Here is a 26,375-nt window from a genome sequence, read left to right on the forward strand (position 1 = left end):
GGATAGAATGTCTTTTTCCCCTCGTGTCTGTTCTTTTTTACAAAAAGTGTGTTCAAATTTTGCCAAATCTGCTATACTGGAAAAGTAAGAGTGTGCCGGAACGCTTGCGGCACCGTTCATCAAAAGGAAAACGAGGGTGGAAACGATGAAAGCATTCATTACCGTCATTGGTCACGATACCGTGGGCGTTGTTGCCAAGGTCGCCGGTCTGTGCACCGAACTGAACATCAACATCGAGGACGTGACCCAGAGCATCCTGCAGGGCATGTTCGCCATGATCATGCTGGTGGATATCTCCAAGTGCAATGTGGGCCACGAAGAGCTGCACAAGCGCTGCGATGCACTGGCCGCCGAGATGGGCATGCAGATCAACGTGACCCGTCAGGAAGTCTTTGACGCCATGCACACCATCTGATGGAGGGAGTACACTGCAATGAGTATGTTTAACACCGGTGACATCCTCGAGACCATCGAGATGTTCACTCAGGACAATCTGGATGTGCGCACTGTCACCATGGGCATCAGCCTGCTGGACTGCATCGACCCGGACCCGAAGAAGGCGTGCGAGAACATCTATAACAAGATCACCACCAAGGCCGCAAACCTTGTGCCCACGGTGGAGCATATCAGTGCCGAGTACGGTATTCCCATCATCAACAAACGCATCAGTGTCACACCCATCGCCATGCTGCTGGGTGCCTGCCCGGATGCCGACCCTGTGGAGTTTGCAAAAACTCTGGATGCCGCCGGTAAAAAGGTGGGTGTAAACTTTGTGGGCGGCTACAGTGCTTTGGTGCACAAGGGCTTTTCTGCCGGTGACCGCCGCCTGATCGAGTCCATTCCCCGCGCACTGGCCGAGACCGACATCGTGTGCAGCTCGGTGAACATTGGTGCCACCAAGGCAGGCCTGAATATGGACGCTGTCAAGCTCATGGGCGAGGCCGTCAAGAAGGCCAGTGAGCTGACGGCTGGTCGTCAGTGCATCGGTGCCGCAAAGCTGGTGGTGTTCTGCAACGCACCGGAGGACAACCCCTTCATGGCCGGTGCATTCCACGGCCCCGGCGAGCCGGACTGTGAGATCCACGTGGGCGTTTCCGGCCCCGGCGCTGTGCGCGCTGCACTGGCCCGCCTGCCCAAGGATGCCCCCATCGACGAGGTGGCAGAGCTGGTCAAGCGCACCGCCTTCAAGATCACCCGCGTGGGCCAGCTGGTGGCCAATCTGGCTTCTCAGGCACTGGGCGTGCCCGCCGGCATCATCGACCTGTCGCTGGCACCTACCCCCGCCATCGGCGACAGTGTGGCCAATATTCTGGAAGAGATGGGCCTTGAGACCTGCGGCTGCTGCGGCACCACCGCCTGTCTGGCCCTGCTGAACGATGCCGTGAAGAAGGGCGGCGTGATGGCCTCCAACCACGTGGGCGGTCTGTCTGGTGCCTTCATCCCGGTCAGCGAGGATGCCGGCATGATCCACGCCGCCGAGACCGGATGCCTGACCATTGAAAAGCTGGAAGCCATGACCGCCGTCTGCTCGGTGGGCATCGATATGGTCATCATCCCGGGCGACACCACCCCGGCTGTCATCAGCGCCCTGATCGCTGACGAAGCCGCCATCGGCATGGTGAACAGCAAGACCACCGCCGTGCGCGTGATCCCTGCCATTGGCCGCAAGGCCGGCGAGGTGCTGGACTTTGGCGGTCTGCTGGGCTATGGCCCCATCATGGCCGTGAACCAGCACGACCCGTCCGTGTTCATCAACCGCGGCGGCCGCCTGCCTGCCCCCATGCAGTCGCTGAAGAACTAAAGGACCCTCTCAGTCATCTCGCATACGCTCGATGCCAGCTCCCCCGAAAGGGGGAGCTTTTTTCAAACCGAAAGCAGGTGTTTCCTATGAAACCGAACATCGTTCCCAAAAATGGCGATATGCTGCCTCGTGCACGCGAGCTGCGCCGCGAAATGACGCCGCAGGAAAGAAAGCTATGGTATCAGTTTTTGCGCCGCTACCCGGTAAAAATTTATAAGCAGCGCATCATTGAATCTTTTATTGCTGATTTTTACTGTTCTCGCGCACAACTGGTCATCGAATTGGATGGAGCACAACACACCACCGAACAAGGGCTTCTGTATGACCGTGAACGGAGCAGCATCTTTTCGCAGTACGGCTTGGATGTTCTTCGTTTTTCTAATTATGAAGTGGATCTTCAGTTTGAAGCAGTCTGTGAAAAAATCCATCAGACGATTCAATCTCGCCTTTGAAGCTGCACTTTCCCGGTATATGCACAAAAGCTCCCCCCCTCGGGGGAGCTGGCATTGCGCAGCAATGCCTGAGAGGGTTCGTTCTTTCCTGAATAAATTCTTTTCAACAGGCCCATCCTCTGGATAACATTTCCAGAAGAAGGGTCTGTTTTTATGTTATCCAGAATGCTTACACGTTCTCAGATGGCTCTGCTCTGCCTTGGCCTGTTTCTCGCCCTTGCCCTGTGTGGCGCATGGCAGACATTTGCATGGGGCCGCACCCAGCTGGACACCGGGGCGCTGGTGTGCACCGACACCCTGCGCCTGCACATCCGGGCTGAGAGCGATTCCATTGCCAGCCAGAGCGCAAAGCTCCATGTGCGGGATGCCGTGCTTGCCTATCTGGACACCGCCTGCCCGGCACGGAGCAAACCGGAAGCGATCGCCTGGGCGGCGCAGCATCTATTTGAGCTGCAGCTCACGGCTCGGCACGCGCTGGCACAGCTGAACATCCGCACTCCGGTGCGGGTGCAGCTGGTGAACATGTACTTCGACACCCGGCGCTACGCTTCGGGCATCCTGCCTGCCGGGCGGTACGACGCTTTGCGCATCGATCTCGGTGCCGGAAAAGGCCGCAACTGGTGGTGCGTGCTCTACCCGGGCCTGTGCCGCTCTGCCTGCGGCAGCTATGCCCAGCCTGCCGAAAACGACCTTGTGTGCGGGGAGTACATCCTCCGGCTCCGGCTGGTGGAATGGGTGCAGCAGCGCACCGCCCGCCGGGAGGACGTGGTGCTGCTTGGGTAACGCCCGGTGCTTTCGCCGCATAGCATAGGGCGAAAGGAGTGTGTTATCCACTATGGCGATCCCTGCTTATTATTCCCTGCTCCAGCGTGGCTCCTCCGGGCCGGACGTAGCTCTTGTGCAGACCTGGCTCAACGGTGTGCGCGACGCCTGCACATGGTACAGCGAGCTGAAGACCGATGGAAAATTCGGCATTTCCACCGAGAACGCCGTGAAGGAGTTCCAGCTGAAAAACAAGATGAATGTGGACGGCAAGGTAGGCGCGAACACATGGAACGTGCTCTACACCCGCTACACGGCCAAGCACGGCCTGCATGTGCCCTACCCCGGCATTGCCCTGCGCAGCGGCTCTTCCGGCGGCACGGTGCGTCTGGTGCAGCAGAAGCTCAATTCGCTGGGTGAACGGCTGAACGCCGACGGTAGGTTCGGCGCGGCAACGGCAGCGGCTGTGCAGCGGTTCCAGCGCCGCAACGGCCTTACCGCCGACGGCGCGGTCGGCGAAGAAACGTGGGAGAAGATGTTCTGATTTAAGGGAAGCGAACTCCTTCAGTCACGGCTTGCGCCGTGCCAGCTCTCTCAAAGAGGGAGTCTCTGGCAAAACCGGAAGCTTTTCCGCACTGCCAAAGGCCCCATCCCCGAGGGGGCTGGCATCGCGCAGCGATGACTGGGGGAGTTTTCCTTGCCCCCACCCCCGCCCTGCTGTATAATAAAGAAAACTCTGAAAAGGCGGTGTTTCCGTTTGCGTTTTCTGCATCTTTCCGACCTGCATCTGGGCAAGCGGGTGTGCGAGTTCTCCATGCTGGACGACCAGCGGTACATTCTGGAACAGATTCTCTCCCTGCTGGACAGCACACCCGTGGACGGTGTGCTGCTGGCGGGCGACCTCTACGATAAGCCCGTTCCCCCTGCCGAAGCCGTGCGCCTGCTGGACTGGTTCCTCACCCAGCTGGCCGAACGCAGGCTGCCGGTGTTCGCCATCAGCGGCAATCACGACTCCGCCGACCGCATCGCCTTCGGCGCGGCCCTGCTGCAAAACAGCCGGGTGTACGTCAGCCCGGTGTTCTCCGGTGCGCCGGTGCCCATCCCCCTCACCGACGAGTACGGCGCGCTGGACGTGTACCTTCTGCCCTTCCTCAAGCCCGCCATGGTGCGGCATGTCTGGCCGGACGAGCCTGTGGAGAGCTACAACGATGCCCTTGCCTGCGTGCTGCGCCACTGCCCGCCGGACCCGGCCCACCGCAGCGTGCTGGTGGCCCATCAGTTCGTGGCCGGTGCCGCCTGCTGTGAGAGCGAGGAAGTCTCGGTGGGCGGTGTGGACAGCGTGGATGCCAGCCTGTTCGATGCCTTTGACTACGTGGCGCTGGGCCACCTGCACAGCCCCCAGAAGGTGAGCCGCGATGCCGTGCGCTATTGCGGCACCCCGCTGAAATACTCCTTTTCGGAAGCAGACCAGCACAAGAGCGCCACCTTTGTGGAGTTCGGTCTCAAGGGCGAAGTTTCCATCACCACCGCGCCGCTTACCCCGAAGCACGACCTGCGGGAAGTGCGCGGCAGCTACATGGAGCTGACCGACCGCCGCAATTACGACGGCACTGCGGTGGACGACTACCTGCACATTACCCTGACCGATGAGCAGGACGTGCCGGACGCGCTGGCCCGCCTGCGGGTGATCTACCCCAACCTGATGCGGTTGGACTACGATAACCTCCGCACCCGGGAAGATCAGGAGATCACCGCACCGGAACGCGCCGAGAGCATCACCCCGCTGGAGCACTTCTCGGCGTTCTACCAGCTGCAGAACAATCAGCCGCTGACGGCGGAGCAGGCGGCATTCTGCCAGCAGCTCATTGAGGAGATCTGGAAGGAGGGCGAGGACGCATGAGACCGCTGAAGCTCACTCTTTCGGCCTTTGGCCCCTATGCCGCCGAGACGGTTCTGGAACTGGCAAAGCTGGGCAGGGGCGGCTTATACCTTGTCACCGGCGATACCGGCGCAGGCAAGACCACCCTGTTCGATGCCATTACATACGCCCTGTACGACCATTCCAGCGGCGGCGTGCGCGAAGGCACCATGCTGCGCTGCAAATATGCTGATCTTAAAACACCCACCTTTGTGGAGCTGGAATTTGAGGTGAACGGCCAGCGCTATACCGTGCGCCGCAACCCGGAGTACCAGCGCCCCAAAAACCGCGGCGAGGGCATGACCACCGAGAAAGCGGATGCCACCCTCACCTATTCCGATGGCCGTCCGCCGGTGACCAAAGCCAAGGATGTGACTGCCGCCGTGCAGGAGATCATCGGGCTGGACTACAGCCAGTTCTGCCAGATCGCCATGATCGCGCAGGGTCAGTTCACAAAGCTGCTCAACGCTTCCACCGAGGAGCGCAGCCGCATTTTCCGCAAGCTGTTCCGCACCCAGCGCTATGCCCGGCTGCAAGAGCGCCTGCAGGCCGAAAGCGCCGCCCTCAGCCAGCAGCGCACCACCCAGAATGCAAAGCTGGACAGTCTGCTCTCCGGCATCCGGTTTTCTCCCGACGACCCGGATGCCGATGCCCTTGCCGCACTGAACGCCCAGACCGAGCCGGAGACGGCCCTTGCCCTGCTGGAAGGTCTGCTGGCCCGCCAGCAGGCCGCGCAGGAGACCGTTGCTGCTGCCCTCAAGGACACCGAAGCCAAGCTGGACGAAGTACAACGTCAGCTGGGTGCTGCCCAGCAGGCCCGACAGCTGGCCGCAAAGCTGGCCGCAAAGCAGGCAGAGCTTACCGCTGCCCTGCCTGTGCTGGAAGCTGCCCGTGCCGAGAGCGCCCGCCACGCAGGCGATGCCGCCCAGCTGGATGTTCTTGCCGGACAGGTGACGCAGGCACAGACGGCCCTTGCCGCCTACGATGAGCTGGATGCCCTGTGCCATCAGCAGCAGACCGCGCGGGATGCTGCCCAGCTGGCCGCTGCCAAGGCCAGAGCGAAACGCACCCAGCTGGCCGCACTGGACACAACGCTGGCCGCTGCTGAAAAGGAGCTGACCGCGCTGGAAGATGCTCCCACCCGGCTGCTGGCCTTGCAGAACCGGGAAAAGGAGCTGGCCCAGCGCAGCACCGCCCTTACCACCCTGAACCAGCGGCTTGCCGCCTGCCAGCAGCAGGCACAAAAGGCCCACCGTGCGCAGGATGCCTACCGCACTGCCGCCGAAGCCAAGGAGCAGGCCCATGCCCGGCGGGATGCGCTGGACAAAGCCTTTCTGGACGCACAGGCCGGACTGCTGGCGCAGGCGCTGGCCGAGGGTGCACCCTGCCCCGTGTGCGGCAGCGTCCACCACCCGGCAAAGGCCCAACTGCCCCACACAGCCCCCACGCAGGCGCAGGTGGATGCCGCCAAGCAGGAAGCCGAAAAGGCCGATGCACTGGCCCAGACTGCCAGCACTGCCGCACAGAGCGCCCTTGCCGCAGCCGACGAAGCCCGCCGCTCCCTGCGCCGGGATGCTGAGAGCCTATTGCCAGAGCGCTTCACTTCCCCGGATGGGACGGTGCAGCTGACCTTCAAGGGGATGAACGCTGTCCTGACGGAAGAAGCCTGTGCCCTGCACGCAGCACAGGCCGAGTGTGTCGCCGCGCTTCGGCAGGCCGAAGCAGACTGCGCCCGCCGCACCGCATTGGAGGCCGACCGTCAGGCAAAAAGCCGCCAGCGCCCGGCACTGGAACAGACCGCCGCTGAAGCTGACAGCACCGCCGCCGCGCAGAATGCCAGCGCCGATGCACTGGAACAGCAGGCCGCTGCCGCTCGTGCAGCCCTGCCCTACCCGCAGCGAGCCGAGGCACAGGCCGCGCTGGATGCATTGGAAGCCAGCCGCACCGCCCTGCGCACCGGCATGGAGCAGGCTCAGCATTCCCTCAAACAGGCAGAGCAGGCCTATGCCGCTGCCAAAGCCGCTGTGGATGCCCTGCAGACCCAGCAAGCCACTGCCGAAACCGCCGGGCCTGCCCAGCCGCTGGAATTTTTACAGGCAGAACAGGCCCGCCTTGCCGCCGCCCGCACTGCCCTGCGGGAGCAGGCCCAGCAGCTGGCCGCACAGCGGCTGCCCAACCGTGCAGCCGCTGAAAAATACCGCACCGCTGCCGAAGCGCGCACTCAACTTGAACAGCGCTGGCAGTGGGTGAGTGCCCTTGCCGCCACGGCGGGCGGCACCTTGACCAGCAAACAGAAGATCAAATTGGAAGCCTACATCCAGATGAACTATCTGGACCGCATCCTGCGCCACGCCAACACCCGCCTGATGCAGATGACCGCCGGGCAGTACGAGCTGGAGCGCATTGGTGCCGAGAACCAGCGCAGCCAGTCCGGCTTGGACCTTGGCATCATCGACCACTACAACGGCACCCGCCGCAGCGTCAAAACCCTTTCCGGCGGCGAAAGCTTCAAGGCATCGCTGGCGCTGGCACTGGGCCTTTCGGACGAAGTACAGAGCGCGGCAGGCGGCATCCGTCTGGACACGCTCTTCCTCGACGAGGGCTTCGGCAGTCTGGATGACGAATCGCTGGAACAGGCCATGCGCGTACTTGCAGGGCTGACCGAGGGCGACCGGCTGGTGGGCATCATCTCCCACGTAGGTGCTCTGAAAGACCGCATCGACCGACAGGTTGTGGTGCGCAAAGCCCGCACCGGCGGCTCTACCGTAGAATTGATCGTGTGAAACACCGCAGGCCTCTTTATAAGTTACATCTTTCCGGGGCATCCTATGGGCGGAGGTGATTTTCTAATGAGCTTGACGCCCTTTATCCGCCATGAGCTGGAACACCAGCCCGGCATTGCCGCCGCACCGGAAAACAGCTGCACCCGCTGCAGCCCGCCGCTAGGCAGGGAGCCGGACATCCTGCTGCCAGGCGACCCCGCTGCCCCCGGCACACAGGTGCCGCCGCAGATCGAAACACCGGGCCAGACCCCGCACCCGGACACGGACAGTGTCCCGCAGGGTGTGCCCATGACCAACGGCACCCCGGCCGCCTGTTACCAGAAGAACGCCCGGGAATTTTTGGCCGGGGATGTGCAGACCAGCGTGATGGCCCACTATGCACCCGGACTGTTCAGCACCGACCAGCACACCCATTCCTGCCATCCGGCCCCGGACGAGGATGCTTCTCAGGTGCTGAGCCTTGTGGACTGGCGTGAGGATGCACCTTACGGCTAACAAAAATTTTTCAAATTATTTTTGCTCTACCTGTTGAAATCTGCGTCCGCTTCCCTTATTATGGTAGCAAACAAAGATAAAGGCAGGTTTTGCATCATGGCAGAGATCAAATATGAAGTTGTTCAGCGCATTGCAGTTCTCTCGGAGCGTCCCCGCGGCTGGGAGCGTCAGCTGAACCTCATCAGCTGGAACGACGGCGAACCCAAGTACGACATCCGCGACTGGTCCCCGGACGGCACCCGCATGGGCAAGGGCATTTCCCTGAGCCACGACGAAATGGCCATCCTCAAGGGCCTTCTGGACGAGCTGGAGCTGTAAGCATGGGCGGCCGCGAAGAGTTTTTGCAGATCTGGCAGCAGCACGTCACCCGCCCCGGCAGCGAAAAGCTGCTGGACTGGCTGGACCATAAGACCGATTTCTTTACGGCACCGGCCTCCACTCGGTTCCACGGTGCGTGTGAGGGCGGGCTTTGTATGCACAGCCTGAACGTCTACCATGCGCTGCACGATACCTTTTTTACCGAGGGCGACAGCGAGGAGACCTTTGCCATCTGTGCACTGCTGCACGATCTGTGCAAGGCCAACTACTACAAGCCCGGCACCCGCAACGTGAAAAACGAAGCCACCGGCCAGTGGGAAAAGGTGCCCAGCTACAGCGTGGAGGATCTGTTCCCCTACGGCCACGGCGAAAAGAGCGTATTCCTCATCGAGCGGTTCATGAAGCTGCACATCGAGGAAGCCGTTGCCATCCGCTGGCACATGGGCGGCTTTGACGATGCGGCCCGGGGCGGCTGCTTTGCCATCTCGGAAGCCTACGACAAGTATCCCCTTGCCGTCAAGCTGCACATCGCTGATCTGGAAGCCACCTATCTGATGGAGCACCGCACCAGCGCTGTGCGCTGAAAAAACAAAAATACCCGGACAGGCACAGCAGTGCGATACTGCAGCCTGTCCGGGCTTTGTTTTGTTTAATTTTTGCGCTCGGCCTTGTTCTGGTACATTTTTACGTCCGCCTGACGGATGGCCTCGGTGAGCGGATGTACACCGCACACACCGCCAACACTGGCCGAAAGCTCCAGCTCCGGGTAGCCTTCCACTCTGGCACTCGCCGCAGCCTCCCGCACGCGCTGTATCACATGTTCCCCGGGCCGGATGTGCGGCACCAGCAGCAGGAATTCATCGCCGCCATAGCGCACCAGCACATCGGTCTGGCGCAGGTTGCTCAGGATGGACTGTGCCACGCTCTGCAGGGCCTTATCGCCCACCAGATGGCCGAACCGGTCGTTGACCTCCTTGAAGTGATCCACGTCGATCATCACTACGCCTTCCACCTGTTCGCTCTCCGCAAGGAAGCACTCGAAGTACTGGCGGGAGTATGCCCCGGTCAGCGAATCCACAAAGGCGCTGCGGTCAAAGTTGGAGCCGCGGTCCAGCAGCATCCGGCGGCCGCCCATATCCAGCCAGCGTCCGTCCGAAAGCTTGGACACCATTTCCAGCACGCAGCCGCGTCCGCCCACTTCCACATACTTTGCCATGACAAAATAAGCCTGATCGTCCTTGAACTCGATCTTGTTCAGGGATTCCTTGCGGGCAAGGGCCTTACTGGAAATGCAGTTTTCGCACCGGCCCGATTTGTTCCACACCATGTGGCAGGTGCCGGGCATCTCGGTCAGCCGGCCATCCTTGCCCAGGCCCAGCACCTTGGTGCTTTCCGGGTCCACCAGACGCACAATGTCAAAAATGCCCTTCAGGCGTTCCAGCAGTGCTTCCGGCTGGTCGCTGTTCACATCGCCCAGCATCAGCTCCTGCAGGCGGGCATGGTCATCTGTGATCTGGCCCACCACGCTTACGCAGTGGCGCACACCGGCGCGGCTCCACATGGTGTGCATCACCAGCCGGTGCAGCCGGTATTCCTGATCCACCGCGATCAGCACCGGGAATGCGGCATCCGGCTCTTCCGGCGTTGCGGCTGCAATGGCATCCAGCAGCTTGCGGCGGTCCTTGCCGGAGAGAAATGTCAGGCCCATGCCCTTATCAAAGTCCAGCTTCTGGGTTCGGTTGACCGGATCCTCGTAGCGGTTCACCACGGTCACGCTGCCGCTGAGTATATCGTAATCGAACTGAATACCGCCGCGCTGCTCGGCATAAAAAGCGGTGCGCTCCCGTTCCAGATCCAGCAGGCGCTGGGCACGATCCTCACGGGGCAGAGCTTCGCGGTGCAGGATCTCCTCCGAAAGGCGGCGGGTCTCGTGGCGGAAACCGCGGTCATACTCCGAGCGCTGCAGCTCTGTGCGCAGCAACTCCGAGGATTCTTTCAGGCATTCCATCAGCAGCGGATTGAAGCTGCCGCACTCGCCGTGCAGGATCATGTCAACGGCCTTTTCGTGGCTGTAGGACTGCTTATAACAGCGCTCGCTGGTCAGTGCGTCGTACACATCGGCCAGTGCCACCACCTGTGCTGCAATGGGGATCTCGTCGCCCTTGAGCCTGTCCGGGTAGCCGCCGCCGTCCCACCGCTCGTGGTGCCAGCGGCAGATAGCGTGTGCCACCTTTACCAGCGGTTCGTCCTGCCCGATGGCAAGCTCCTTCAGGATCCTGGCACCCTCGGTGGTGTGGGTCTTGATGGCGGCGTACTCTTCCTCGGTCAGGCGGCCGGGCTTGTTCAGGATCTCTTCCGGGATCATGATTTTGCCGATATCGTGCAGCGCCGATGCTGTGCTGATCAGCGAGATATCACTCTCATCCAGCTGGTAGCGGTCAGTCTTCTGCGCCAGCTGATGCAGGAGCAGGCCGGTCAGGGTGCGGATGTGCAGCACATGCTGGCCGCTCTCGCTGTTGCGGAACTCCACCACATGGCTCAGAATGCTGATCATCAGCACACCGTTGTGCTCTTTTTCGTACACCTGATCGGTCACAAGGCGGGTAAGGCGCTTCTGCTTTGCGTAAAGCATGAGCGCATTCTTCACCCGGCGCAGCACCATGACCCGCTCGAACGGGCGGCGGATGTAATCGGCCACGCCCATATCATAGGCGCGCTCGACGCTTCGGTTGTCCTCTGCCGCGCTGATCACAATGACCGGGATTTCCTCCTGCCATGCATAGCACTGCATCACCCGCAGCACATCAAAGCCGTCCATTTCCGGCATGATCAGGTCCAGCAGCACCAGCGCGATATCGGTGCGTCTGCGCAGAATTTCGATCGCGCGCAGGCCGTTCTCGGCTTCCAGATATTCGTAGCCCTCACCCAGAATCTCCTTGAGCATAGCGCGGTTGATCTCCGAGTCATCCACGATCAGTATTTTCTGTTTTGGTTCCATCTCAACCGCTCCTCGCTCCTGTACTTCCGGCCGCAGGGTCTTCCGTTTCCTACCGGACCACAAAAAAAGCTGCTGCAACAGCTTTGCGCTTTGCAGCAGCTTTTCATTTCACTCATATCTGCTTTTTTTGCAGGTCATCCAGCTTTCCGTCATGCGCCCATCATATCGTCGAACCAGTTCATCAGCTCCACCGAGAGGTGCTCCAATCTGGTCTGGGGCTTCCAGTCCGGCTGAGCAGGCTGCGGAACCTCCGGCCCGGGCTGTGGGGCTGTTCGGCCTCCGGCTCCGGCCGCGGACTCTGCGCTGCCGATGGTTCCGGCTGCGGGGGCGTATGTGCCGCAACCGGCACAGGCCGCACAGCTTCGGCATGGCGGGCCAGCTCCTGACGTAGCTGCTCTGCATGAGCGCCCGCGCACTCAGCCTCCTGCCGCGCCTGCTCACAGGCCGCTTCCAGCTGGGCATTTTCCTGCCGCAGCGCGGCCATCTGCCGTTCACAGGCAAACAGACGGGTCTGATAGCGCAAAATTTCCGCACTGGCCGCTGCCAGCTTTCGGTTCATCTGCTCCAGCTGGGCACACACCGCCTTGGGCGGCTCTGCCGGAGCCTTTGCCGCGGCAGACTGGGCACAGCGCTGCCGCGAACCATTGTTCTGCTGCCTGCCCTGCGCCATGGTGTCCCTCCGATCCATCCGATACGCCTGATCCGCTTATGACGGCCAGCTTTTTATCTGCGCTTGTTCAGCATGGCCATCAGCTGGTCGTAATAGCCATTATCGCTGTTGTCCTCTTCCACGGGCTTTTCAGCAGTGGGTGCCGGTGCAGCGCCGCCTGCGGCAGAAGCTGCCGGGCTTGCAGTCTCGCTGCTGAACACAGCAGACGGAGTGGACTGTGCGCCGCCCATTGCATTGCTGATGCTGCTGCGCAGGTCGCTTGCGCTCTTGTTGTCAAAACCGGTAGCAACCACGGTCACACGCATCTCGTCCGAGAGGTTCTCGTCGAACGCAGTACCCCAGATGATGTTTGCATCGGGATGTGCGCTCTGGGTAATGAGACCTGCTGCGGTCTCCACATCCTCCAGACCGATGTCCGGGCTGGAAGTGATGTTGATGATCACGCCGTGTGCACCGGCAATGCTGGTCTCCAGCAGCGGAGAAGAAATAGCAGCCTTTGCGGCGTTCTCGGCCTTGCCTGCGCCCTTGGCGCTGCCCACGCCCATGTGTGCGTAGCCGGCATCCTTCATGATGGAGCGCACGTCGGCGAAGTCCAGGTTGATGAAGGCAGGCACATTGATCAGAGCGGAAATGGACTCAACGCCCTGACGCAGCACGTTATCGGCTGCCTGGAAGGCATTCATCAGGGTGATCTTTTCCTGGCTGATCATCTTCAGGCGCTCATTGGGAATGACGATCAGACTGTCCACATGCATGAGCAGGTTTGCAATGCCCTGCTCTGCCAGACCCATCTTGCGCTTGCCCTCAAAGGAGAAGGGCTTGGTGACGATGCCAACGGTCAGGATGCCCAGATCATGTGCCACCTCGGCCACAACGGGTGCTGCACCGGTGCCGGTTCCGCCGCCCATACCGGCAGTGATAAACACCATCTGGGAACCCTTGAGCGCATTTGCGATCTCGTCCTTGCTCTCTTCAGCGGCGCGCTGGCCGATCTCGGGGTCTGCACCGGCACCGCGGCCCTTGGTCAGCTTGGAACCCAGCTGCACCTTGGTGGCAGCGTGGTTCTTGGCCAGAGCCTGCTGGTCGGTGTTCATTGCGATAAATTCGACGCCCTGCAGGCCGTCGCTGACCATGCGGTTGACAGCGTTGCCGCCGCCGCCGCCCACGCCGATCACCTTGATCGTCGTAACGTTTTCGTCCATTTCTTCATCGAGCATGAGTGCCATAACTTTGTCCTCCATCGGATTTTATCGTAAAACTGCGCATAGCGCACAGAAATTATCTGCTTACACTTATATAACTGTATCGTATCATCTTTTTGCCCTGAATGCAAGTCAATTTTGCTTTTTTGAAGGTGTTTTTTTCTCGCTGGCGCTTTCCCGCGGCATTTCCCGCTCAATTTGGGCACCAAGTTCCGCCAGCATCTGTGCAAAACCGGCATATCCGCGGTCGATGTAACCGGTGTCGGTAATGCGGCTCCGTCCCCTTGCCGCCAGCGCGGCCACCACCAGTGCCGCGCCTCCGCGCAGGTCCGCAGCCCGTGCACACGCGCCCTGCAGCTGCCGCACCGGCCGGATGTCCAGTGTGCGTCCCTGCACCTGCACAGCGGCTCCAAAAGCCGCAAAACCCTCTGCACAGCCGAATCTCCGCTCAAACACCACATCCTCGATGCTGCTGGCGCTGTCGGCGGCAAGCATGGCAGCAGCAAGCAGCGGCGCTGCGTCTGTTGCCAGTGCCGGGTATACCCCGGTAAACACTCTGCCCGCGCCGTGCAGCGCGCCCAGCCGGGTAATGACCGCACTTTCCGGCCCTGTTTCTATCCTGCAGCCCATTTGTGCCAGAATTTCCAGCAGCGGTGCATAGGTCTCCGGCCTGCAGCCGGTCAGTTCCACCCGACCTCCTGCCGCCGCGCAGGCACAGGCAAGGGTGGATGCCACGATGCGGTCGGCCATGGGCGCAAAGCTGCAGCTATACAGCATTCGTCTGCCCTGCACCCGGATGGTGCTGGTGCCCGCGCCCTGTACACAGCCGCCGCAGCGGTTCAGGAATGCTGCCAGATCGCTGATCTCCGGTTCTCGTGCGGCCCCGCGCAGGACCGTCTCGCCCTGCGCCGCAGCTGCTGCCAGAAGCAGGGTCTCGGTAGCACCCACGCTGGGGAACCCAAGTGTGATGTCCGCACCGTGCAGTCCGGCAGGCGCTGTCAGGATCAGCCTTGCCCCCTCCTCCCGGCAGTGCACGCCCATCTGCGCAAGGCCGGAAAGGTGCAGGTCCACCGGCCTTGCACCAATGCGGCACCCGCCGGGCAGCACCGTTTCCACCCGGCCAAGCCGCGCCAGAAGCGGTGCGCAGAACAAAATGGATGCCCGCATCCGCGCGGCGGCTTCCGGCGCAAGGCGGCAGGTGGAAGGCACGCCCTGCACCGTGATGTCGCTGCCCTGCCAGCGGGCCGTGCAGCCCGCACCCTGCAAAAGCTCCACGCTGGTGTCCACATCCGCAAGATGCGGCACCTGCAGAAAACGCACCGTGCCATTGCACAAAAGGGCCGCTGCCAGCAGCGGCAGCACGCTGTTTTTGGCTGCCGGGATGTGTACTGTGCCGTTCAGCGGCATGCCGCCTGTGATGATAAGATCTCCGCCCATGCAAAAAGCCCCCGTTCCGCAAAAGATACCTCATGCTATGCGGCGCGAAGGCTTTTTGTTTATTTTGTCTGCAGTTGTGTCATTTGTTTGTCCGGTTATTTGTAGCTGAACCGGCAGAGGATGCTGTCGTTTTATGGCAGGGAACGCCCGGTTTTATGTCTCCCCGCGGGACACCGACAGCACGATGCCCATTTCGCCCAGCAGCATCATCAGACTGGTGCCGCCGGAGGAAAAAAACGGCAGGCTGATGCCGGTATTGGGGATGGTGTTGGTGACTACCGCCATATTCAGCACTGCCTGCAGGGCCACCTGCACCACAAAGCCCACTACCAGCAGCGCACCGAACCGATCCGGTGCATGCGCCGCCAGCGTGATGCCCCGCCACAGCAGCAGCGCAAACAGCAGGATCACCGCACAGGCTCCCACAAAGCCAAGCTCCTCGCACAGGATGGAAAAGATGAAGTCGTTCTGCGGTTCGGGCACGAACAGGTGCTTCTGGCGGCTGCTGCCAAGGCCAAGGCCCGCCGCGCCCCGGAGCCGATGGCATACAGGCTCTGGATGGTCTGGTGGCCGTCGCCCAGCGGGTCGGCAAAGGGGTCCAGCCATGAGCTGAGACGGCTGGCCGCGTAGGGCACAAGGTCCGGCATAATGATGATGGCAGCTCCAATGGCCGCTGCACCGCCCGCCCCGGCCAGCACGAACCACTTGAGGCCGGTGCCGCCCACGAACATGAGCACCGCGCCGATGCCCAAAATGAGCACGGTGCCGGAGAGGTGCGGTTCCAGCAGCATGAGCACCGCCACCGCTCCCAGCACCAGTGCAAAGGGCAGCACCCCCACCGCAAAGCTGCCCATGCGGTCGTGGTTGAGCGCAATGATATGCGCAAACACCAGCACCACCGCAAATTTGGCGATCTCGCTGGGCTGCAGTGTGCCCAGGCCCGGCAGCACCAGCCAGCGCTTGCAGCCGTTGTACTCCGGCATGAACAGCACCGCTGTCAGCAACACCATTGAAAGCGCCAGCAGCGGCCATGCCAGCTTGTGGTAAACATGGTAGTCCACCCGGCTTGCCACCCACATGGCCCCGATGCCCAGCGCAGCATACAGCAGCTGCGGCCGCAGGTAGGCAAAAGCATCGCCCCGCCGGTACAGCGCCACTGCACTGCTGGCACTGCCCAGCATTACAAGGCCAAAGCCCACCAACGTGAGCACCAGCACCAGAAACGGCAGGTCTATGGCCGGCAGATGCCGCAGCGGCAGGCCGCGCTTTGCATGGGCAGCAGCTTTGTGCATCCGTATCACCTCCGTTCCTTTATTGTACGCGGCGGCGGTGTCGGTTAGTCATATCCCCGGCGCACCGGCGCATACACTTGCCCAGAGAAGGAGGTGCCTGCCATGCCAAAACCGGAGCCGCGTCCCTTGCGCACCCTGCCGGAACGGGCATTCCATGCCCGGGCACGGCTAGTGGCCGCGTTGATGTGCTGCGTCTGCTTTGCGGGGCTTGCCGCGCGGCTGGCGTATCTGCAGCTGTTTGCGGGCGGCTGGTATACGAGCCGTGCCCTCGGCCAGCAATTGCGCGATACTGTGGTGCCTGCCGACCGGGGCCGTATCTACAGCGCCGACGGTGTACTGCTGGCCGCCAACAGCAGCTGCTGGACATTGCGGGCCTCCCCGCGCGAGATGCCGGAGGAAAAGCTCAGCCTTGCCGCGCAGGGCCTTGCGGAAATATTGGAGCTGGACAAATCGAAGCTGCTGGAAAAATTCAGTGACCGCATCTCCAACGACTGCCTTTTGCGCTACCGCGTGGAGCGCGACACTGCCGACCGCGTGCGGGATTTTTGTGAAGAGAACAGCATCACCGGCATCCGCATCAATCAGGACTCCAAGCGCTGGTACCCGGAGGGGGAATTTCTGGCCAGCGTGCTGGGCTTTACCAATGTAGACAACGCCGGTGTGAGCGGGCTGGAGCTGAAATATAACGATGTGCTCACCGGGCAGAATGGTGTGGTGCTCACCGCCGTCAACGCTTGGGGCTACACACTGGAGCAGAGCTACGAGACCGAAAAAGTGCCCTTGGAAGGCAGCGGCCTGCGGCTGACTGTCGATGCCAACATCCAGCATTACCTTGAAAACGCGCTGGATTATGCGGTCAAGGAGCATCATGTGGCGGCGCGTGCCGTGGGCATCGTGATGGACGTGAACACCGGGGCCGTGCTGGCCATGTCCACCACGCCCGCCTACGACCCGAACCAGCCGCGCGTGATCTACGATGCAGCCGCCCGCAAGGCCGTGGATGCCCTTACCGGCAGCGAGCGCGCTGCCGCCCTGCAGCTGGCCCAGCAGACCCAGTGGCGCAACAAAGCCGTCAGCGACCTGTACGAGCCGGGCAGCGTGTTCAAGCTCATCACCTGCGCCGCCGCGCTGGATGCCGGGGCTGTGAGCAAAAACTCCACCTTTTACTGCGGCGAGTCCATCTCGGTGGCGGGCACACGGTTCCACTGCGCCAACCACAAGCGCCACGGCAGCCAGACCGTGACCCAGGCGCTGGAAAATTCCTGCAACCAGAGCTTTATCCAGATCGGCGCGCGGCTGGGCAAGAAAGCCTTCTGCGATTACTTTGCCGCTTTCGGCCTGCGGGAGCCAACCGGGGTCGATCTGCCCGCCGAGCCCAAAAAGAGTCTGTACTACACCGCCGACCGCATGGGACCGGTGGAGCTGGCCTCCTGCGCCTTCGGCCAGAGCAGCAAGATCTCCTATATGGAAATGGCCGCAGCCGTGTGCGCTGTGGTGAACGGCGGCAGGCTGATGCAGCCTTATCTTGTCAGCGATATCCTAAACCCGGACGGCAGCATTCTGCAGCACACAGAGCCGGTGTGCAGGCGGCAGGTGATCAAACCGGAAACTTCTGAAACTATGCGTGAGATGATGGAAGCCGTGGTGCTCTACGGCGGCGGGCGCAATGCCCGCATCCAAGGCTACCGGGTAGGCGGCAAGAGCGGCACCAGCCAGAAGCTGGACAGCACCGACGAAAAAGCCCGTATTGCCAGCTTTGTGGCCGTGGCTCCCATCGACGACCCGCAGTTTTTGTGTCTGGTGTGCTTGGACGAACCCCACAGCTGGACGACTGCCGGCGGCAGCCTTTCAGCCCCGGTGTGCGCCGAGGTTCTGGAACAGACGCTGGTGTACAAGGGCGTGCCCCGCGCCGTGGAACCGGAAACCGATCCCGATCCCGCCCAGACCGCTGCCGACCTGCCCGCCGACGGTGACAGCTTTGACGGGGCGTAAGCAAAAAACGGCCCCGGAAAGGTCTTCCGACTTTCCCGGGGCTGCAATGTTTTTTGTTTAATTCTGCTGCGGCTGCTCGCGGAAGACGATCTCGCCGGTCTCGCTGTTCATAGACTCCACAATGGCAAGGCTCTCCAGCTGGATGCCCTTGCTGCGGATCAGCTCGCCGCCCTGCTGGAAGCCCTTTTCCACAGCAATGCCGATGCCCTCCACTGTGGCGCCGGCTTCCTTGGCCAGATCCAGCAGGCCCATCAGGGCACAGCCGTTGGCAAGGAAGTCGTCAATAATCAGCACATGATCCTCTGCCGTGAGGAACTTTTTGGAGACGATCACATTGTAGATCTTTTTGTGGGTGAAGGACTGGATCTTGGTCTCGTAGTTGTTGTAGTCCAGATTGATGCTCATGGACTTTTTGGCAAATACCACCGGCACGTTGAACTCGCTGGCCACGATGGCTGCAATGCCAATGCCGCTGGCCTCGATGGTGAGCACCTTGTTGATGGGCTTGCCTGCAAACAGGCGCTTCCACTCCTTTGCCATCTCCCGGAACAGCGGAATGTCCATCTGGTGGTTGATAAAGCTATCCACCTTGAGCACATTGCCCTCGCGTACGATACCATCCTTGCGAATACGATCTTCCAGCATCTTCATAGTGCAGCAGTTCCTCCAACCTGATCTTTTCCATGCCCATGCGTTTGCAGCGCATATTTCTCTTTTTATTTCACTTAGTATACCGGATGCTCTTTCCTTTGGCAAGAGGTTTTCTTGATAAATTTATAGGTTTTCCGCTCTTGTACTTTTTACAGATTCGAGTATACTGTAGTTAATATAAGGTGTGTCCGGCATCTGTGCACCGGCACACAGGAGGGGAGAGCATATATGAAAACGGGTCTTGTGCTGGAAGGCGGTGCCATGCGCGGCATGTTTACCGCCGGTGTTCTGGATGTATTGATGGAGCATGGCATCGTGCTGGATGGTGCCATTGGCGTTTCGGCCGGTGCGGTGTTCGGCTGCAACTACAAGTCCCATCAGATCGGCCGTGTGATCCGCTACAACACCCAGTATTGCAACGATAAGCGCTACGCAAGCTTCGGCAACCTGCTGCGCACCGGCAACCTGTACAGTGAGCAGTTCTGCTACCACACCGTGCCGGAAAAGCTGGACGTGTTCGACGCAAAGGCATTTGCAGAGAACCCCATGGACTTTTTTGTGGTGTGCACCGATGTGCGTACCGGCGACCCCATCTATCACAAATGCCGCACCGGCGATGCCGAGGATATCCAGTGGATGCAGGCATCCGCTTCCATGCCGCTGGCGGCCAAGATCGTAAAGATCGGCCATTATCAGCTGCTGGACGGCGGCATTGCCGATTCCATCCCCGTGCGGTTCTTCGAGTCCATCGGCTACAAACGCAACCTCATTGTGCTGACCCAGCCCAAGGGCTTTGTGAAAAAGAAGAACAAGATGCTGCCCGTCATCCGGGCACGCTACATGCGCTACCCCGCTTTCGTGGAAGCCGTTGCCGACCGTCACGAGCGCTACAACGAAACGCTGGATCACATTGCCATGCTGGAGCAGACCGGCAAGGCGTTCGTCATCCGCCCGCCCATCCCGCTGGAGATCGGCTCCATGGAGCGCGATCCGGTCCAGCTGCGCCGCGTCTACGAGACCGGCCGTGCTGTTGCCGAAATTCAGGTGGATAAGATCGCCGCCTTTGTGAACGAATCCAAAGCTGCAGCGGAAGAGTAACGGCGGCACAAACAGATATCCTACATGTGATGTTTTCGCGGCATCACGAAAATGTTAACGTCAACAAAATTATGGTATAGCAGCAGCCCCGGTGAACCTGACGGTCCATCGGGGCTGTTTTTGCGCCGTCTTCAACGACATCGCCGCAGCTGTTCGAATCCACCCGCCCGATGAGTTTAGCCTTGTCGCAAAACAAAAACCTCAGCGTACTTTCATACGTTGAGGTTTTTTGGTGGAGCGAAGCAACCTAAATCCGAACCATTGCCCTCTGGGGCATCTTTGGCAGCGATCTCATCGAAAGTGATGGTTTTTGTGCCGTCTTTGTAGTTGAATATAATCAAAACTTTTTCATCATAGAGATAAACCGCGTTCACGAACGTGTTGATAAGCGTCTCCCTGTGGCTTTTCACGTTCGGGTCGAGCTTGCGGAACCGGGTCAGCCAGAACCGAACCTGATTTTCGCTCAACCGTGGCCGAGCGATTTTTTCTTCGGCAATCCGAATCTCAAGTTCTTTCTGCTGGGCTTCCAGCTTTTCCAAACGCGATTTGGTGGAGTTGGTCAGCACACCTGCTTGAATGGCGTTCAGCATATTTTCAATGCCGTTCTCTACCTCGCGCATCTGCTTTTCCAGGAAAGGGAGAGTGGTGTTTTCCTGATCCTGCAACTCCATCACTTCCGCAACGATGGCATCAATCACGGCATCGTCCTGAATCAGCTTCATGGTTTCAGCTATGACCAAATCTTCCAGCCACTCTTTACGGACGGTCTTTTTCTTGCAGGTCTTGAAACGCTTCGCGGTGGCGCACTTATAATAATGATGAACGACCTTGTTTCTACCCGTACCGCACTCGCCGAACATCATCGCGCCGCACATTCCGCAGAACAGCTTGGTGGTGAGCAAGTAATCGTCCTCGGCCTTGTGGCGGGCAGGAGCGCGGCTGTTCTTTTTGATTTTCAGCTGCACTTCCTCAAACAAATCCTTGTCCACGATGGCCGGGATACTGTCGGGCATCACAATGTCCTTGAAGTGGTTTTCTCCGATGTACCGCTTATTTGTCAGCAGCTTCTGAACACTGTTGTAGGTGAACTTCTGGTTGCGGTTAGTGGTCACGCCGCTGTCGTTCAGCCAGTTCATCAGTTCTTTCATAGTTGCGCCATCGTTGTACCGCTGAAAGGCTTCTACCACAAAGGGAGCTTTCAGCGGGTCGACTTGAAAGAACTTCTCCTCATCCACCTTAAAACCAATGGGAATCGTGCCGCCGTTGTACTTCCCCTTCAGAACATTCTCGGTCATGCCGCGCACAACTTTTTCAGAAAGTTCTGCCGAGTAGTATTCAGCCATGCCGGTGAGCATACTCTTGACCATGATACCCGCAGGGCTGTCAGAGATAGGCTCCGTGGCAGATACCAGCTTGACATGATTTCGTTCCAACTGGTACTCATAGTGGGCTGAATCATAGCGGTTCCGGGCAAAACGGTCGAGTTTCCAGACCAGCACGATGTCAAACAGCCGTTTTTCGCTGTCCTTGATCATCTGCTGGAAGTCCGGGCGGTTATCGGTTTTGGCGGAAAGGGCACGGTCAATGTAGTGTTTGACCACGGTAATGCCGTTCTTTTCGGCGTAGGCCGTACATTCACGAATCTGCCCTTCGATGGATTCTTCGCGCTGGTTATCGCTGGAATAGCGGGCGTAAATCACGGCGGTCATGCAAACACCCCTTTCACTTCATTCTCCGCAGGCGGCGCACAAGGTCGGATGCGCTGTACAGCACACGGGCCACCGACACGGCATCCTCGCCCACAATGTAGAACACCGAGTAGTTGTCCACCAGCATCTGCCGCAGCCCTTGGGTACGCTCCGGCTCGCTTTCCACCAGCGCGCAGCGTTCCGGCAGGATGTTCAGCGACTGGATGGCTTCTGCAATGCGGTTGTACTGCCCCATAGCCGTATCAGGTTCAAGCAGACGGTCAGCAATGTAGCTGTAAATCTGCTCCATATCGCTGAGTGCCATCCGGGAAATTTTCACATCATACTGTTTCATCTGTGCTGTTCCCTGAACTGTGCGAATGCGCTTGCAGCATCCACGGTATCACCGTTCTGAATCTCCTTAATGCCCACCTGCAAGGCTGCATGGAGCTGGTCATCGGTCATGGTGTCAGCGTTCAGAGCCGCAGGAGCCTTCGGCAGGGACAGCGAGAAGGGGATGCCGCCAGTCAGGGTGATCTGGCGCAGGTACATATCAATGGCTGTTGCCATCGGGATGCCGAGCTGCTTCAACACATCCTCGGCTTGCTGCTTAACGGTGGGGTTGACACGAAGATTGAGTGTCATCGTTTTTTCCATGGTTATCACCTCGGCCTTATTGTAACGTATTTTGCGTTGCAAGTCAATTCGAGGTGAACGCGCAAATGAAATTCTCCATATCGCACAATATATTCATCGTTAAATTGTTCAAAGCGCGGGATATTCACCCTCTATAATAAATTCTTGGAGTGTGCCTAGCTTTTGCTGAGTAGTAAGTTTGAATATTATCTCTCTTGGCTGCGACCATGGCAGACTGGAAGTTTAACCTTCAATAAACTATTTACTGTACAATTCTTTTAGAATACACCAAAGATTCATTATCACACCAACGCCACCAACAAGTGCAATGAGAATCCCTGCAACTACTGTAAGGCGAACATTTTGATTAAAGGCATACCATAAAAAATTAGTGTCCGCACAAAGTATAAGCAAAATTCCAACAATAAATATGCTTACCGATACGATTGCTGTAAGAATTTTTTTCATGTTACACTCTCCTTTGTGTATCACTGTTATTCTCCGAGAAAGTTCGACTCACATCCCTATGATAGTGAACACATCATTCGTTTCAAAACACTTTGCTGCCCAAGGAACTGCTTCTGCAATAATCTCTTTGCAAGTACATCCATCCGATTGACTTTTTGTTAAAATATTATCCCATTGTACTTTTGTAACGATTGTTATTCCATAAAAGTCAAACTCTGGAATCACTTCAAGAATCAGATCTGAAACATGGCGGCTATTCCATACTTCATCACTGATGCTAATAGATGTGTCAAGCCAGCACTTGTCATGATACTGCCCTTGTTGAAATTCCAAGTAGCAGCTGCTGTGTGAGGCTTTTCTTTGATCTTCGTCAATAAAATACTTCAAATTAGTTCACCCGTATTAGCAGATAGCTGTGGTCATCGCTATGTACTACAAGCGGAAAAGTTATATCAAATCCCATTGATCGTTAGCAATTCAACCCATCACAGTAACCATCTGGAAGTATTGATACTGATATTCGTCTTCTAATACAGCCTGCATCTCTTCCATGTATAACGGGTCTTTCAACAGTTTGAGATGAAATGCTCGCTCTCTCCAAAGTCGGACTCCAATTTCAGGGAAAAGATATTCCGTTCCCAGTTGCAAGTCCTTTTCGTTGCAAACAACGTTGTCCTTTTTCATTAAGCTATCAATAATACACTCGGCGGTTGTATTAAACATATCCAGCCCGAACAATTTTATTGATGCCACTTTAGACAACTCTCTCTGGATGCCGATTTCAGTAGCTTTTCCGTTCCGATACTGCACCAGAAAGAACGAATCATTATCCATATATCGTCCTGTTATCAAATTAGGATCACCAGTTTCAGCACAACGCTCCATTTGCATTGCTTCATCAGAAGAATTCGACCACTGTTTCTTCATTTGTAGAAGAGCATTTTCTAGCTCATCTGGTGCCATACCTAATTTTAATTGTCCAATTCCAATATGTGGTATAATAATTATCTCTTTCATAACAAAACCTTATACCAAAAAGGTAAACCACACAAATGCAGCAGTTGCACATATCATCAGAACCAGTAGTATCGTACTTGCAAGTTTCTTCTCAATGGAAACTTTCTGATTTTCGCATAGGACAATCTGCTGAAGATTGTGAAATTCGGCTTCGCTGACATTTCCATTTAATGCTTTCCATGCAGTGTAGCGATCTGTAACCAGCAAAAAATCGGACAGCATTTCCATAAAGATGACAGCGAAAAATGCCAGAGAAAAGAACCACATCCCATTCCATTGAAGTTCTGTCAACACCCTCTGAAGGCTTGAAGGCTTTAATGACACTAACGAAATAATGTAAATCAACGTGTTGCAGAATTCTCTTGCTAATGGCCCTTTTTGTTTAAGAAAATCCATTTTCAACCCTTTCCTTACAAACGGAGTGACTTAACCACCAATAGCCTGATAGTAATCCGTTTTAGAACGAATCAAAGAACCGTTTGACTTGTATTCTTTGACAGTTTGATGGTAGCAATATTTTCGAAATATGTGTTCTATTTTTTCTGCATTGGAATCACCTCATATCAAGTTTGAATTCATATTCTATGCGTCAAATTGTGACTGATTTCAATGTTTTTTTTGGTGATGACTAAGATGTTTTATTTAGCTCATTTCGTCCGATGCGGTAAATCTTCTTGTCTTGTTCTCCTACTTCAACAATAAGTTCATTTTTATTGTGATGAACTATTACTGGAATATAGCTATCGGAATTTTCCACCATCAAACATGTGACTCCATTCGTCCATTCACTGTTCAATTCCTTTGATAGCATGGAAATGATTTCTTCTTTCGTCATTTTGATTAATGAATAACCTCCATTTTGTACACTCCCCAGGAGCTTTTGCTTAGTCAACGTTGCTCACACTGCGTTTGTGACAGCTTTTTTGAAAAAGTTCAAAATCTTGTCAGCTTTGGACGCTTCAACGAAAAAGTGTCCACACATTTGTAAATAATTACAAGCGTGTGGGCAAAAATTCAGCCAGTTAGGAAATGCTCTCTGCAATTTTTAGAATCTCTTCACGCGGTATCTTTCCAATGATCGTATGTGATATGCCATCTTTCTCCCATACTAGCACATATCTTGTACGGCCTCCGCTATTGTTTGTTCCGAGTGTGGCATCGGCTGTTCCAACTTAACCTCGTTCTAAATAAACCGTCTGGCGGTATCTAACTGATTAACATTTCAACAAAGAAGCTGTGGTTGGAGCCTCCAATATTGAGCAATCCATTTTCTTTCCACTGCATCATAGGGATAACCGGGATTCCCCAGCATCTCTTTTATTCAGGATTTTTCTACTGAAATCCGGATTCCAAATCCTCCCTCTGAGTATGCAATGCTTATCCATGTTTCATCTTTTCTTAGCAAAACGCCTGTCGAAACGCTTTCTGAAGCCGATGCCTCTTCAGCGTATCCTAAGGTTTTCAATTGGTCAATATATTTTTGTATTTCTTCTTCAGAGATATTATTATAAAAGATTGCATAATACCCAGCATTAGAACCATCCAATATATATTCTATCGTTCCACTTTCCGGCTCACAAATAAGCCTAGTGTATTCATTATCCGGCCAAACTGAAGTATAAATACATTTTACATCAGACGGATTGGTTCCTCCATGTGTAGCAAATTTTCCCTGACCTGAAAAACGAATGCAAAGAAAGACCAATATCAAAACTATAAAGGCAACCGCCATACTGCTAAAAAATTCCAATTTCTTATTCATTTGGCTTGCTCCATAATTCAAACGTACAAAGCCACGATTCTTTTCTTTCGACTCTAAAGAATCGTGGCTTTTATACCCATTATCTAATGCTTTTATTACGGAATCGTGATGTCGTAGGAAATGGAGAACTGGCCACCGTTTGCCAAAGCATTCAATTTGTTTTCAAGGAAATTATCTGCATTGGAATCACCTCCATCACGGTTTCCATTTTAGATGTTGATAATAGCAAAGCACAAATAGAAAAAATCCACAATATTGTAGCAAGACGGAGAAAAAATGTCACCAAAACGGTGTAAGCGCAAAGCAGGGATTGGTTCTTGATCTCTGTTGTGAGAGTTCACAAACGTCCGGGGTGCTGTTGCCGGAAGGATGCTTTCTTCAATTTTCTTCCAGAATTCTCTGCAAATAGCGGGCTGTTTATGCTTCTTGAGAATCCATCTAGTGAATACCGACACCCTCCATGATCTTTTCTATCCAATTTGTGGAAGAATCATTTTTCTCACTAAATGACCCCAAATAATGTGACGAACTCTCAACCTCTATTATTACACCATCCGGCATTCTGTATTTTTCTAAACTGAGATTCAAACCTTTAAGTGGGATTGTTCTAGCCAGTTGAGGGATAGAAACTGTATGGAGAATATCAATTTTTGATAAACCTCTATACGTTTCTGTCTTTTCGGCTTCACTTAGCAACCGTTCTGCATACTGATTTGAAATAACCTGTATGCGAAATTGTTCTTTTTCATCCTCGGTCATCTCAAGTGGAACGCCGTGCAATGTGTCCACAATATAGGACGAAATTTTAGCGAAGTGCTCGTCAAAATCAGTGGTATCTTCGTTGGTCATATTTCTGTTCTACCCTCATTATAAGCTTTCCGGTCTGCTTAAAGTTACAGCTTTCAGCGTAAAGCTTCCGTAGTTTTTAATGCTAA

The 26,375-nt window shown here is 56.8% G+C and carries 27 protein-coding genes and 1 pseudogene; 12 read left to right on the plus strand and 16 right to left on the minus strand.

Going from position 1 to position 26,375, the window contains the following annotated elements; all coding sequences use genetic code 11:
* Positions 1–145: 145 nt before the first annotated feature.
* The 10 genes from PXT33_RS10550 (at position 146) to PXT33_RS10595 (ending at position 9,113) form a co-directional block, all read left to right on the plus strand.
* Positions 146–415 (plus strand): ACT domain-containing protein, encoded by a 270-nt coding sequence (locus PXT33_RS10550; RefSeq protein ID WP_097776535.1) that lies wholly within the window; start codon positions 146–148, stop codon positions 413–415.
* A gap of 24 nt (positions 416–439) precedes the next feature.
* On the plus strand, positions 440–1,801 hold the full coding sequence (locus PXT33_RS10555) for a PFL family protein (RefSeq protein ID WP_350339888.1): 1,362 nt from the start codon (positions 440–442) through the stop codon (positions 1,799–1,801).
* A gap of 86 nt (positions 1,802–1,887) precedes the next feature.
* Positions 1,888–2,253, plus strand: coding sequence for an endonuclease domain-containing protein (locus PXT33_RS10560; RefSeq protein WP_005944419.1), 366 nt, complete (start codon positions 1,888–1,890; stop codon positions 2,251–2,253).
* Positions 2,254–2,406: 153 nt separating this feature from the next.
* Positions 2,407–3,036, plus strand: coding sequence for a stage II sporulation protein R (locus PXT33_RS10565; RefSeq protein ID WP_332376499.1), 630 nt, complete (start codon positions 2,407–2,409; stop codon positions 3,034–3,036).
* Between the two features lie 52 nt (positions 3,037–3,088).
* Entirely contained in the window at positions 3,089–3,559 is a 471-nt protein-coding gene (locus tag PXT33_RS10570) for a peptidoglycan-binding protein (RefSeq protein WP_332376500.1), read from the plus strand.
* Between the two features lie 213 nt (positions 3,560–3,772).
* A complete protein-coding gene (locus PXT33_RS10575; protein WP_332376501.1) occupies positions 3,773–4,915 on the plus strand; it encodes an exonuclease SbcCD subunit D in 1,143 nt (380 codons plus the stop codon).
* Positions 4,912–7,716, plus strand: coding sequence for an SMC family ATPase (locus tag PXT33_RS10580; RefSeq protein ID WP_332376503.1), 2,805 nt, complete (start codon positions 4,912–4,914; stop codon positions 7,714–7,716). The genes PXT33_RS10575 and PXT33_RS10580 overlap by 4 nt, the downstream gene beginning before the upstream one ends.
* 66 nt (positions 7,717–7,782) lie before the next feature.
* Positions 7,783–8,211, plus strand: a complete 429-nt coding sequence (locus PXT33_RS10585) for a hypothetical protein (RefSeq protein WP_243138967.1) — start codon at positions 7,783–7,785, stop codon at positions 8,209–8,211.
* 96 nt (positions 8,212–8,307) lie between these two features.
* A complete protein-coding gene (locus PXT33_RS10590; RefSeq protein WP_120079997.1) occupies positions 8,308–8,529 on the plus strand; it encodes a YdbC family protein in 222 nt (73 codons plus the stop codon).
* 2 nt (positions 8,530–8,531) lie between these two features.
* Positions 8,532–9,113 carry a hydrolase gene (locus PXT33_RS10595; RefSeq protein ID WP_120120256.1) on the plus strand — a complete coding sequence of 194 codons (582 nt, stop codon included), beginning with the start codon at positions 8,532–8,534 and terminating at the stop codon, positions 9,111–9,113.
* Positions 9,114–9,178: 65 nt separating this feature from the next.
* On the opposite strand, the gene PXT33_RS10600 is transcribed toward PXT33_RS10595, so the two are convergent.
* The 5 genes and pseudogenes from PXT33_RS10600 to PXT33_RS10620 all read right to left on the minus strand — a co-directional run bounded on the left by PXT33_RS10600 (position 9,179) and on the right by PXT33_RS10620 (position 16,128).
* Complete coding sequence (locus tag PXT33_RS10600; protein WP_154259281.1) at positions 9,179–11,527, minus strand: diguanylate cyclase; 2,349 nt, start codon at positions 11,525–11,527, stop codon at positions 9,179–9,181.
* A gap of 181 nt (positions 11,528–11,708) precedes the next feature.
* Positions 11,709–12,215, minus strand: coding sequence for a hypothetical protein (locus tag PXT33_RS10605; protein ID WP_347070318.1), 507 nt, complete (start codon positions 12,213–12,215; stop codon positions 11,709–11,711).
* A 35-nt stretch (positions 12,216–12,250) separates the two neighbouring features.
* Positions 12,251–13,423, minus strand: coding sequence for a cell division protein FtsZ (gene ftsZ / locus PXT33_RS10610; RefSeq protein WP_044954030.1), 1,173 nt, complete (start codon positions 13,421–13,423; stop codon positions 12,251–12,253).
* A gap of 108 nt (positions 13,424–13,531) precedes the next feature.
* Positions 13,532–14,836 carry a UDP-N-acetylglucosamine 1-carboxyvinyltransferase gene (locus PXT33_RS10615; RefSeq protein ID WP_223389249.1) on the minus strand — a complete coding sequence of 435 codons (1,305 nt, stop codon included), beginning with the start codon at positions 14,834–14,836 and terminating at the stop codon, positions 13,532–13,534.
* 153 nt (positions 14,837–14,989) lie between these two features.
* Positions 14,990–16,128, minus strand: a pseudogene (locus tag PXT33_RS10620) (FtsW/RodA/SpoVE family cell cycle protein).
* A 102-nt stretch (positions 16,129–16,230) separates the two neighbouring features.
* Between PXT33_RS10620 and PXT33_RS10625 the strand changes: the two are divergent.
* Positions 16,231–18,120: a penicillin-binding transpeptidase domain-containing protein gene (locus PXT33_RS10625; protein ID WP_332376507.1), complete on the plus strand. Its 1,890-nt coding sequence runs from the start codon at positions 16,231–16,233 to the stop codon at positions 18,118–18,120.
* A gap of 57 nt (positions 18,121–18,177) precedes the next feature.
* On the opposite strand, the gene PXT33_RS10630 is transcribed toward PXT33_RS10625, so the two are convergent.
* Positions 18,178–18,771 (minus strand): xanthine phosphoribosyltransferase, encoded by a 594-nt coding sequence (locus PXT33_RS10630; RefSeq protein WP_332376508.1) that lies wholly within the window; start codon positions 18,769–18,771, stop codon positions 18,178–18,180.
* Positions 18,772–18,999: 228 nt separating this feature from the next.
* Between PXT33_RS10630 and PXT33_RS10635 the strand changes: the two genes are divergently transcribed.
* Complete coding sequence (locus PXT33_RS10635; RefSeq protein ID WP_097775237.1) at positions 19,000–19,869, plus strand: patatin family protein; 870 nt, start codon at positions 19,000–19,002, stop codon at positions 19,867–19,869.
* A gap of 212 nt (positions 19,870–20,081) precedes the next feature.
* Here PXT33_RS10635 and PXT33_RS10640 read toward each other — a convergent pair whose 3' ends face one another.
* The 10 genes from PXT33_RS10640 to PXT33_RS10685 form a co-directional block, all read right to left on the minus strand.
* On the minus strand, positions 20,082–21,578 hold the full coding sequence (locus PXT33_RS10640; protein WP_291018833.1) for a recombinase family protein: 1,497 nt from the start codon (positions 21,576–21,578) through the stop codon (positions 20,082–20,084).
* A gap of 13 nt (positions 21,579–21,591) precedes the next feature.
* Entirely contained in the window at positions 21,592–21,912 is a 321-nt protein-coding gene (locus tag PXT33_RS10645; protein ID WP_332376510.1) for a type II toxin-antitoxin system RelE/ParE family toxin, read from the minus strand.
* The gene (locus tag PXT33_RS10650; protein WP_035393314.1) at positions 21,909–22,214 is read right to left on the minus strand and encodes a type II toxin-antitoxin system RelB/DinJ family antitoxin; all 306 of its coding nucleotides are present in this window, start codon (positions 22,212–22,214) and stop codon (positions 21,909–21,911) included. Before PXT33_RS10650 ends, PXT33_RS10645 begins: the two co-directional genes overlap by 4 nt.
* Positions 22,215–22,451: 237 nt before the next feature.
* Positions 22,452–22,661 (minus strand): hypothetical protein, encoded by a 210-nt coding sequence (locus PXT33_RS10655; RefSeq protein WP_097775234.1) that lies wholly within the window; start codon positions 22,659–22,661, stop codon positions 22,452–22,454.
* Positions 22,662–22,709: 48 nt separating this feature from the next.
* The gene (locus PXT33_RS10660; protein ID WP_133300805.1) at positions 22,710–23,048 is read right to left on the minus strand and encodes a hypothetical protein; all 339 of its coding nucleotides are present in this window, start codon (positions 23,046–23,048) and stop codon (positions 22,710–22,712) included.
* 90 nt (positions 23,049–23,138) lie between these two features.
* The gene (locus PXT33_RS10665; protein ID WP_097775233.1) at positions 23,139–23,678 is read right to left on the minus strand and encodes a hypothetical protein; all 540 of its coding nucleotides are present in this window, start codon (positions 23,676–23,678) and stop codon (positions 23,139–23,141) included.
* A gap of 9 nt (positions 23,679–23,687) precedes the next feature.
* Positions 23,688–24,074, minus strand: coding sequence for a hypothetical protein (locus PXT33_RS10670; RefSeq protein WP_332376512.1), 387 nt, complete (start codon positions 24,072–24,074; stop codon positions 23,688–23,690).
* A 626-nt stretch (positions 24,075–24,700) separates the two neighbouring features.
* The gene (locus PXT33_RS10675) at positions 24,701–24,793 is read right to left on the minus strand and encodes a DUF4367 domain-containing protein (RefSeq protein WP_236131440.1); all 93 of its coding nucleotides are present in this window, start codon (positions 24,791–24,793) and stop codon (positions 24,701–24,703) included.
* Positions 24,794–24,999: 206 nt separating this feature from the next.
* Positions 25,000–25,440 carry a hypothetical protein gene (locus PXT33_RS10680; RefSeq protein WP_005929376.1) on the minus strand — a complete coding sequence of 147 codons (441 nt, stop codon included), beginning with the start codon at positions 25,438–25,440 and terminating at the stop codon, positions 25,000–25,002.
* A 438-nt stretch (positions 25,441–25,878) separates the two neighbouring features.
* Positions 25,879–26,289 (minus strand): hypothetical protein, encoded by a 411-nt coding sequence (locus PXT33_RS10685; protein ID WP_015564578.1) that lies wholly within the window; start codon positions 26,287–26,289, stop codon positions 25,879–25,881.
* Positions 26,290–26,375: the final 86 nt, after the last annotated feature.

Source organism: Faecalibacterium taiwanense (assembly GCF_036632915.2).
Taxonomy (GTDB): Bacteria; Bacillota; Clostridia; order Oscillospirales; family Ruminococcaceae; genus Faecalibacterium; species Faecalibacterium taiwanense.

Bases quoted from the DNA above. Each gene is read 5' to 3' on its own strand.
- PXT33_RS10550 (WP_097776535.1), top strand. From the start codon at position 146: ATGAAAGCATTCATTACCGTCATTGGTCACGATACCGTGGGCGTTGTT.
- PXT33_RS10555 (WP_350339888.1), top strand. From the start codon at position 440: ATGTTTAACACCGGTGACATCCTCGAGACCATCGAGATGTTCACTCAG.
- PXT33_RS10560 (WP_005944419.1), top strand. From the start codon at position 1,888: ATGAAACCGAACATCGTTCCCAAAAATGGCGATATGCTGCCTCGTGCA.
- PXT33_RS10565 (WP_332376499.1), top strand. From the start codon at position 2,407: ATGTTATCCAGAATGCTTACACGTTCTCAGATGGCTCTGCTCTGCCTT.
- PXT33_RS10570 (WP_332376500.1), top strand. From the start codon at position 3,089: ATGGCGATCCCTGCTTATTATTCCCTGCTCCAGCGTGGCTCCTCCGGG.
- PXT33_RS10580 (WP_332376503.1), top strand. From the start codon at position 4,912: ATGAGACCGCTGAAGCTCACTCTTTCGGCCTTTGGCCCCTATGCCGCC.
- PXT33_RS10585 (WP_243138967.1), top strand. From the start codon at position 7,783: ATGAGCTTGACGCCCTTTATCCGCCATGAGCTGGAACACCAGCCCGGC.
- PXT33_RS10590 (WP_120079997.1), top strand. From the start codon at position 8,308: ATGGCAGAGATCAAATATGAAGTTGTTCAGCGCATTGCAGTTCTCTCG.
- PXT33_RS10595 (WP_120120256.1), top strand. From the start codon at position 8,532: ATGGGCGGCCGCGAAGAGTTTTTGCAGATCTGGCAGCAGCACGTCACC.
- PXT33_RS10600 (WP_154259281.1), bottom strand. From the start codon at position 11,527: ATGGAACCAAAACAGAAAATACTGATCGTGGATGACTCGGAGATCAAC.
- PXT33_RS10605 (WP_347070318.1), bottom strand. From the start codon at position 12,215: ATGGATCGGAGGGACACCATGGCGCAGGGCAGGCAGCAGAACAATGGT.
- ftsZ (WP_044954030.1), bottom strand. From the start codon at position 13,423: ATGGCACTCATGCTCGATGAAGAAATGGACGAAAACGTTACGACGATC.
- PXT33_RS10615 (WP_223389249.1), bottom strand. From the start codon at position 14,836: ATGGGCGGAGATCTTATCATCACAGGCGGCATGCCGCTGAACGGCACA.
- PXT33_RS10625 (WP_332376507.1), top strand. From the start codon at position 16,231: ATGCCAAAACCGGAGCCGCGTCCCTTGCGCACCCTGCCGGAACGGGCA.
- PXT33_RS10630 (WP_332376508.1), bottom strand. From the start codon at position 18,771: ATGAAGATGCTGGAAGATCGTATTCGCAAGGATGGTATCGTACGCGAG.
- PXT33_RS10635 (WP_097775237.1), top strand. From the start codon at position 19,000: ATGAAAACGGGTCTTGTGCTGGAAGGCGGTGCCATGCGCGGCATGTTT.
- PXT33_RS10640 (WP_291018833.1), bottom strand. From the start codon at position 21,578: ATGACCGCCGTGATTTACGCCCGCTATTCCAGCGATAACCAGCGCGAA.
- PXT33_RS10645 (WP_332376510.1), bottom strand. From the start codon at position 21,912: ATGAAACAGTATGATGTGAAAATTTCCCGGATGGCACTCAGCGATATG.
- PXT33_RS10650 (WP_035393314.1), bottom strand. From the start codon at position 22,214: ATGGAAAAAACGATGACACTCAATCTTCGTGTCAACCCCACCGTTAAG.
- PXT33_RS10655 (WP_097775234.1), bottom strand. From the start codon at position 22,661: ATGAAAAAAATTCTTACAGCAATCGTATCGGTAAGCATATTTATTGTT.
- PXT33_RS10665 (WP_097775233.1), bottom strand. From the start codon at position 23,678: ATGAAAGAGATAATTATTATACCACATATTGGAATTGGACAATTAAAA.
- PXT33_RS10670 (WP_332376512.1), bottom strand. From the start codon at position 24,074: ATGGATTTTCTTAAACAAAAAGGGCCATTAGCAAGAGAATTCTGCAAC.
- PXT33_RS10680 (WP_005929376.1), bottom strand. From the start codon at position 25,440: ATGAATAAGAAATTGGAATTTTTTAGCAGTATGGCGGTTGCCTTTATA.
- PXT33_RS10685 (WP_015564578.1), bottom strand. From the start codon at position 26,289: ATGACCAACGAAGATACCACTGATTTTGACGAGCACTTCGCTAAAATT.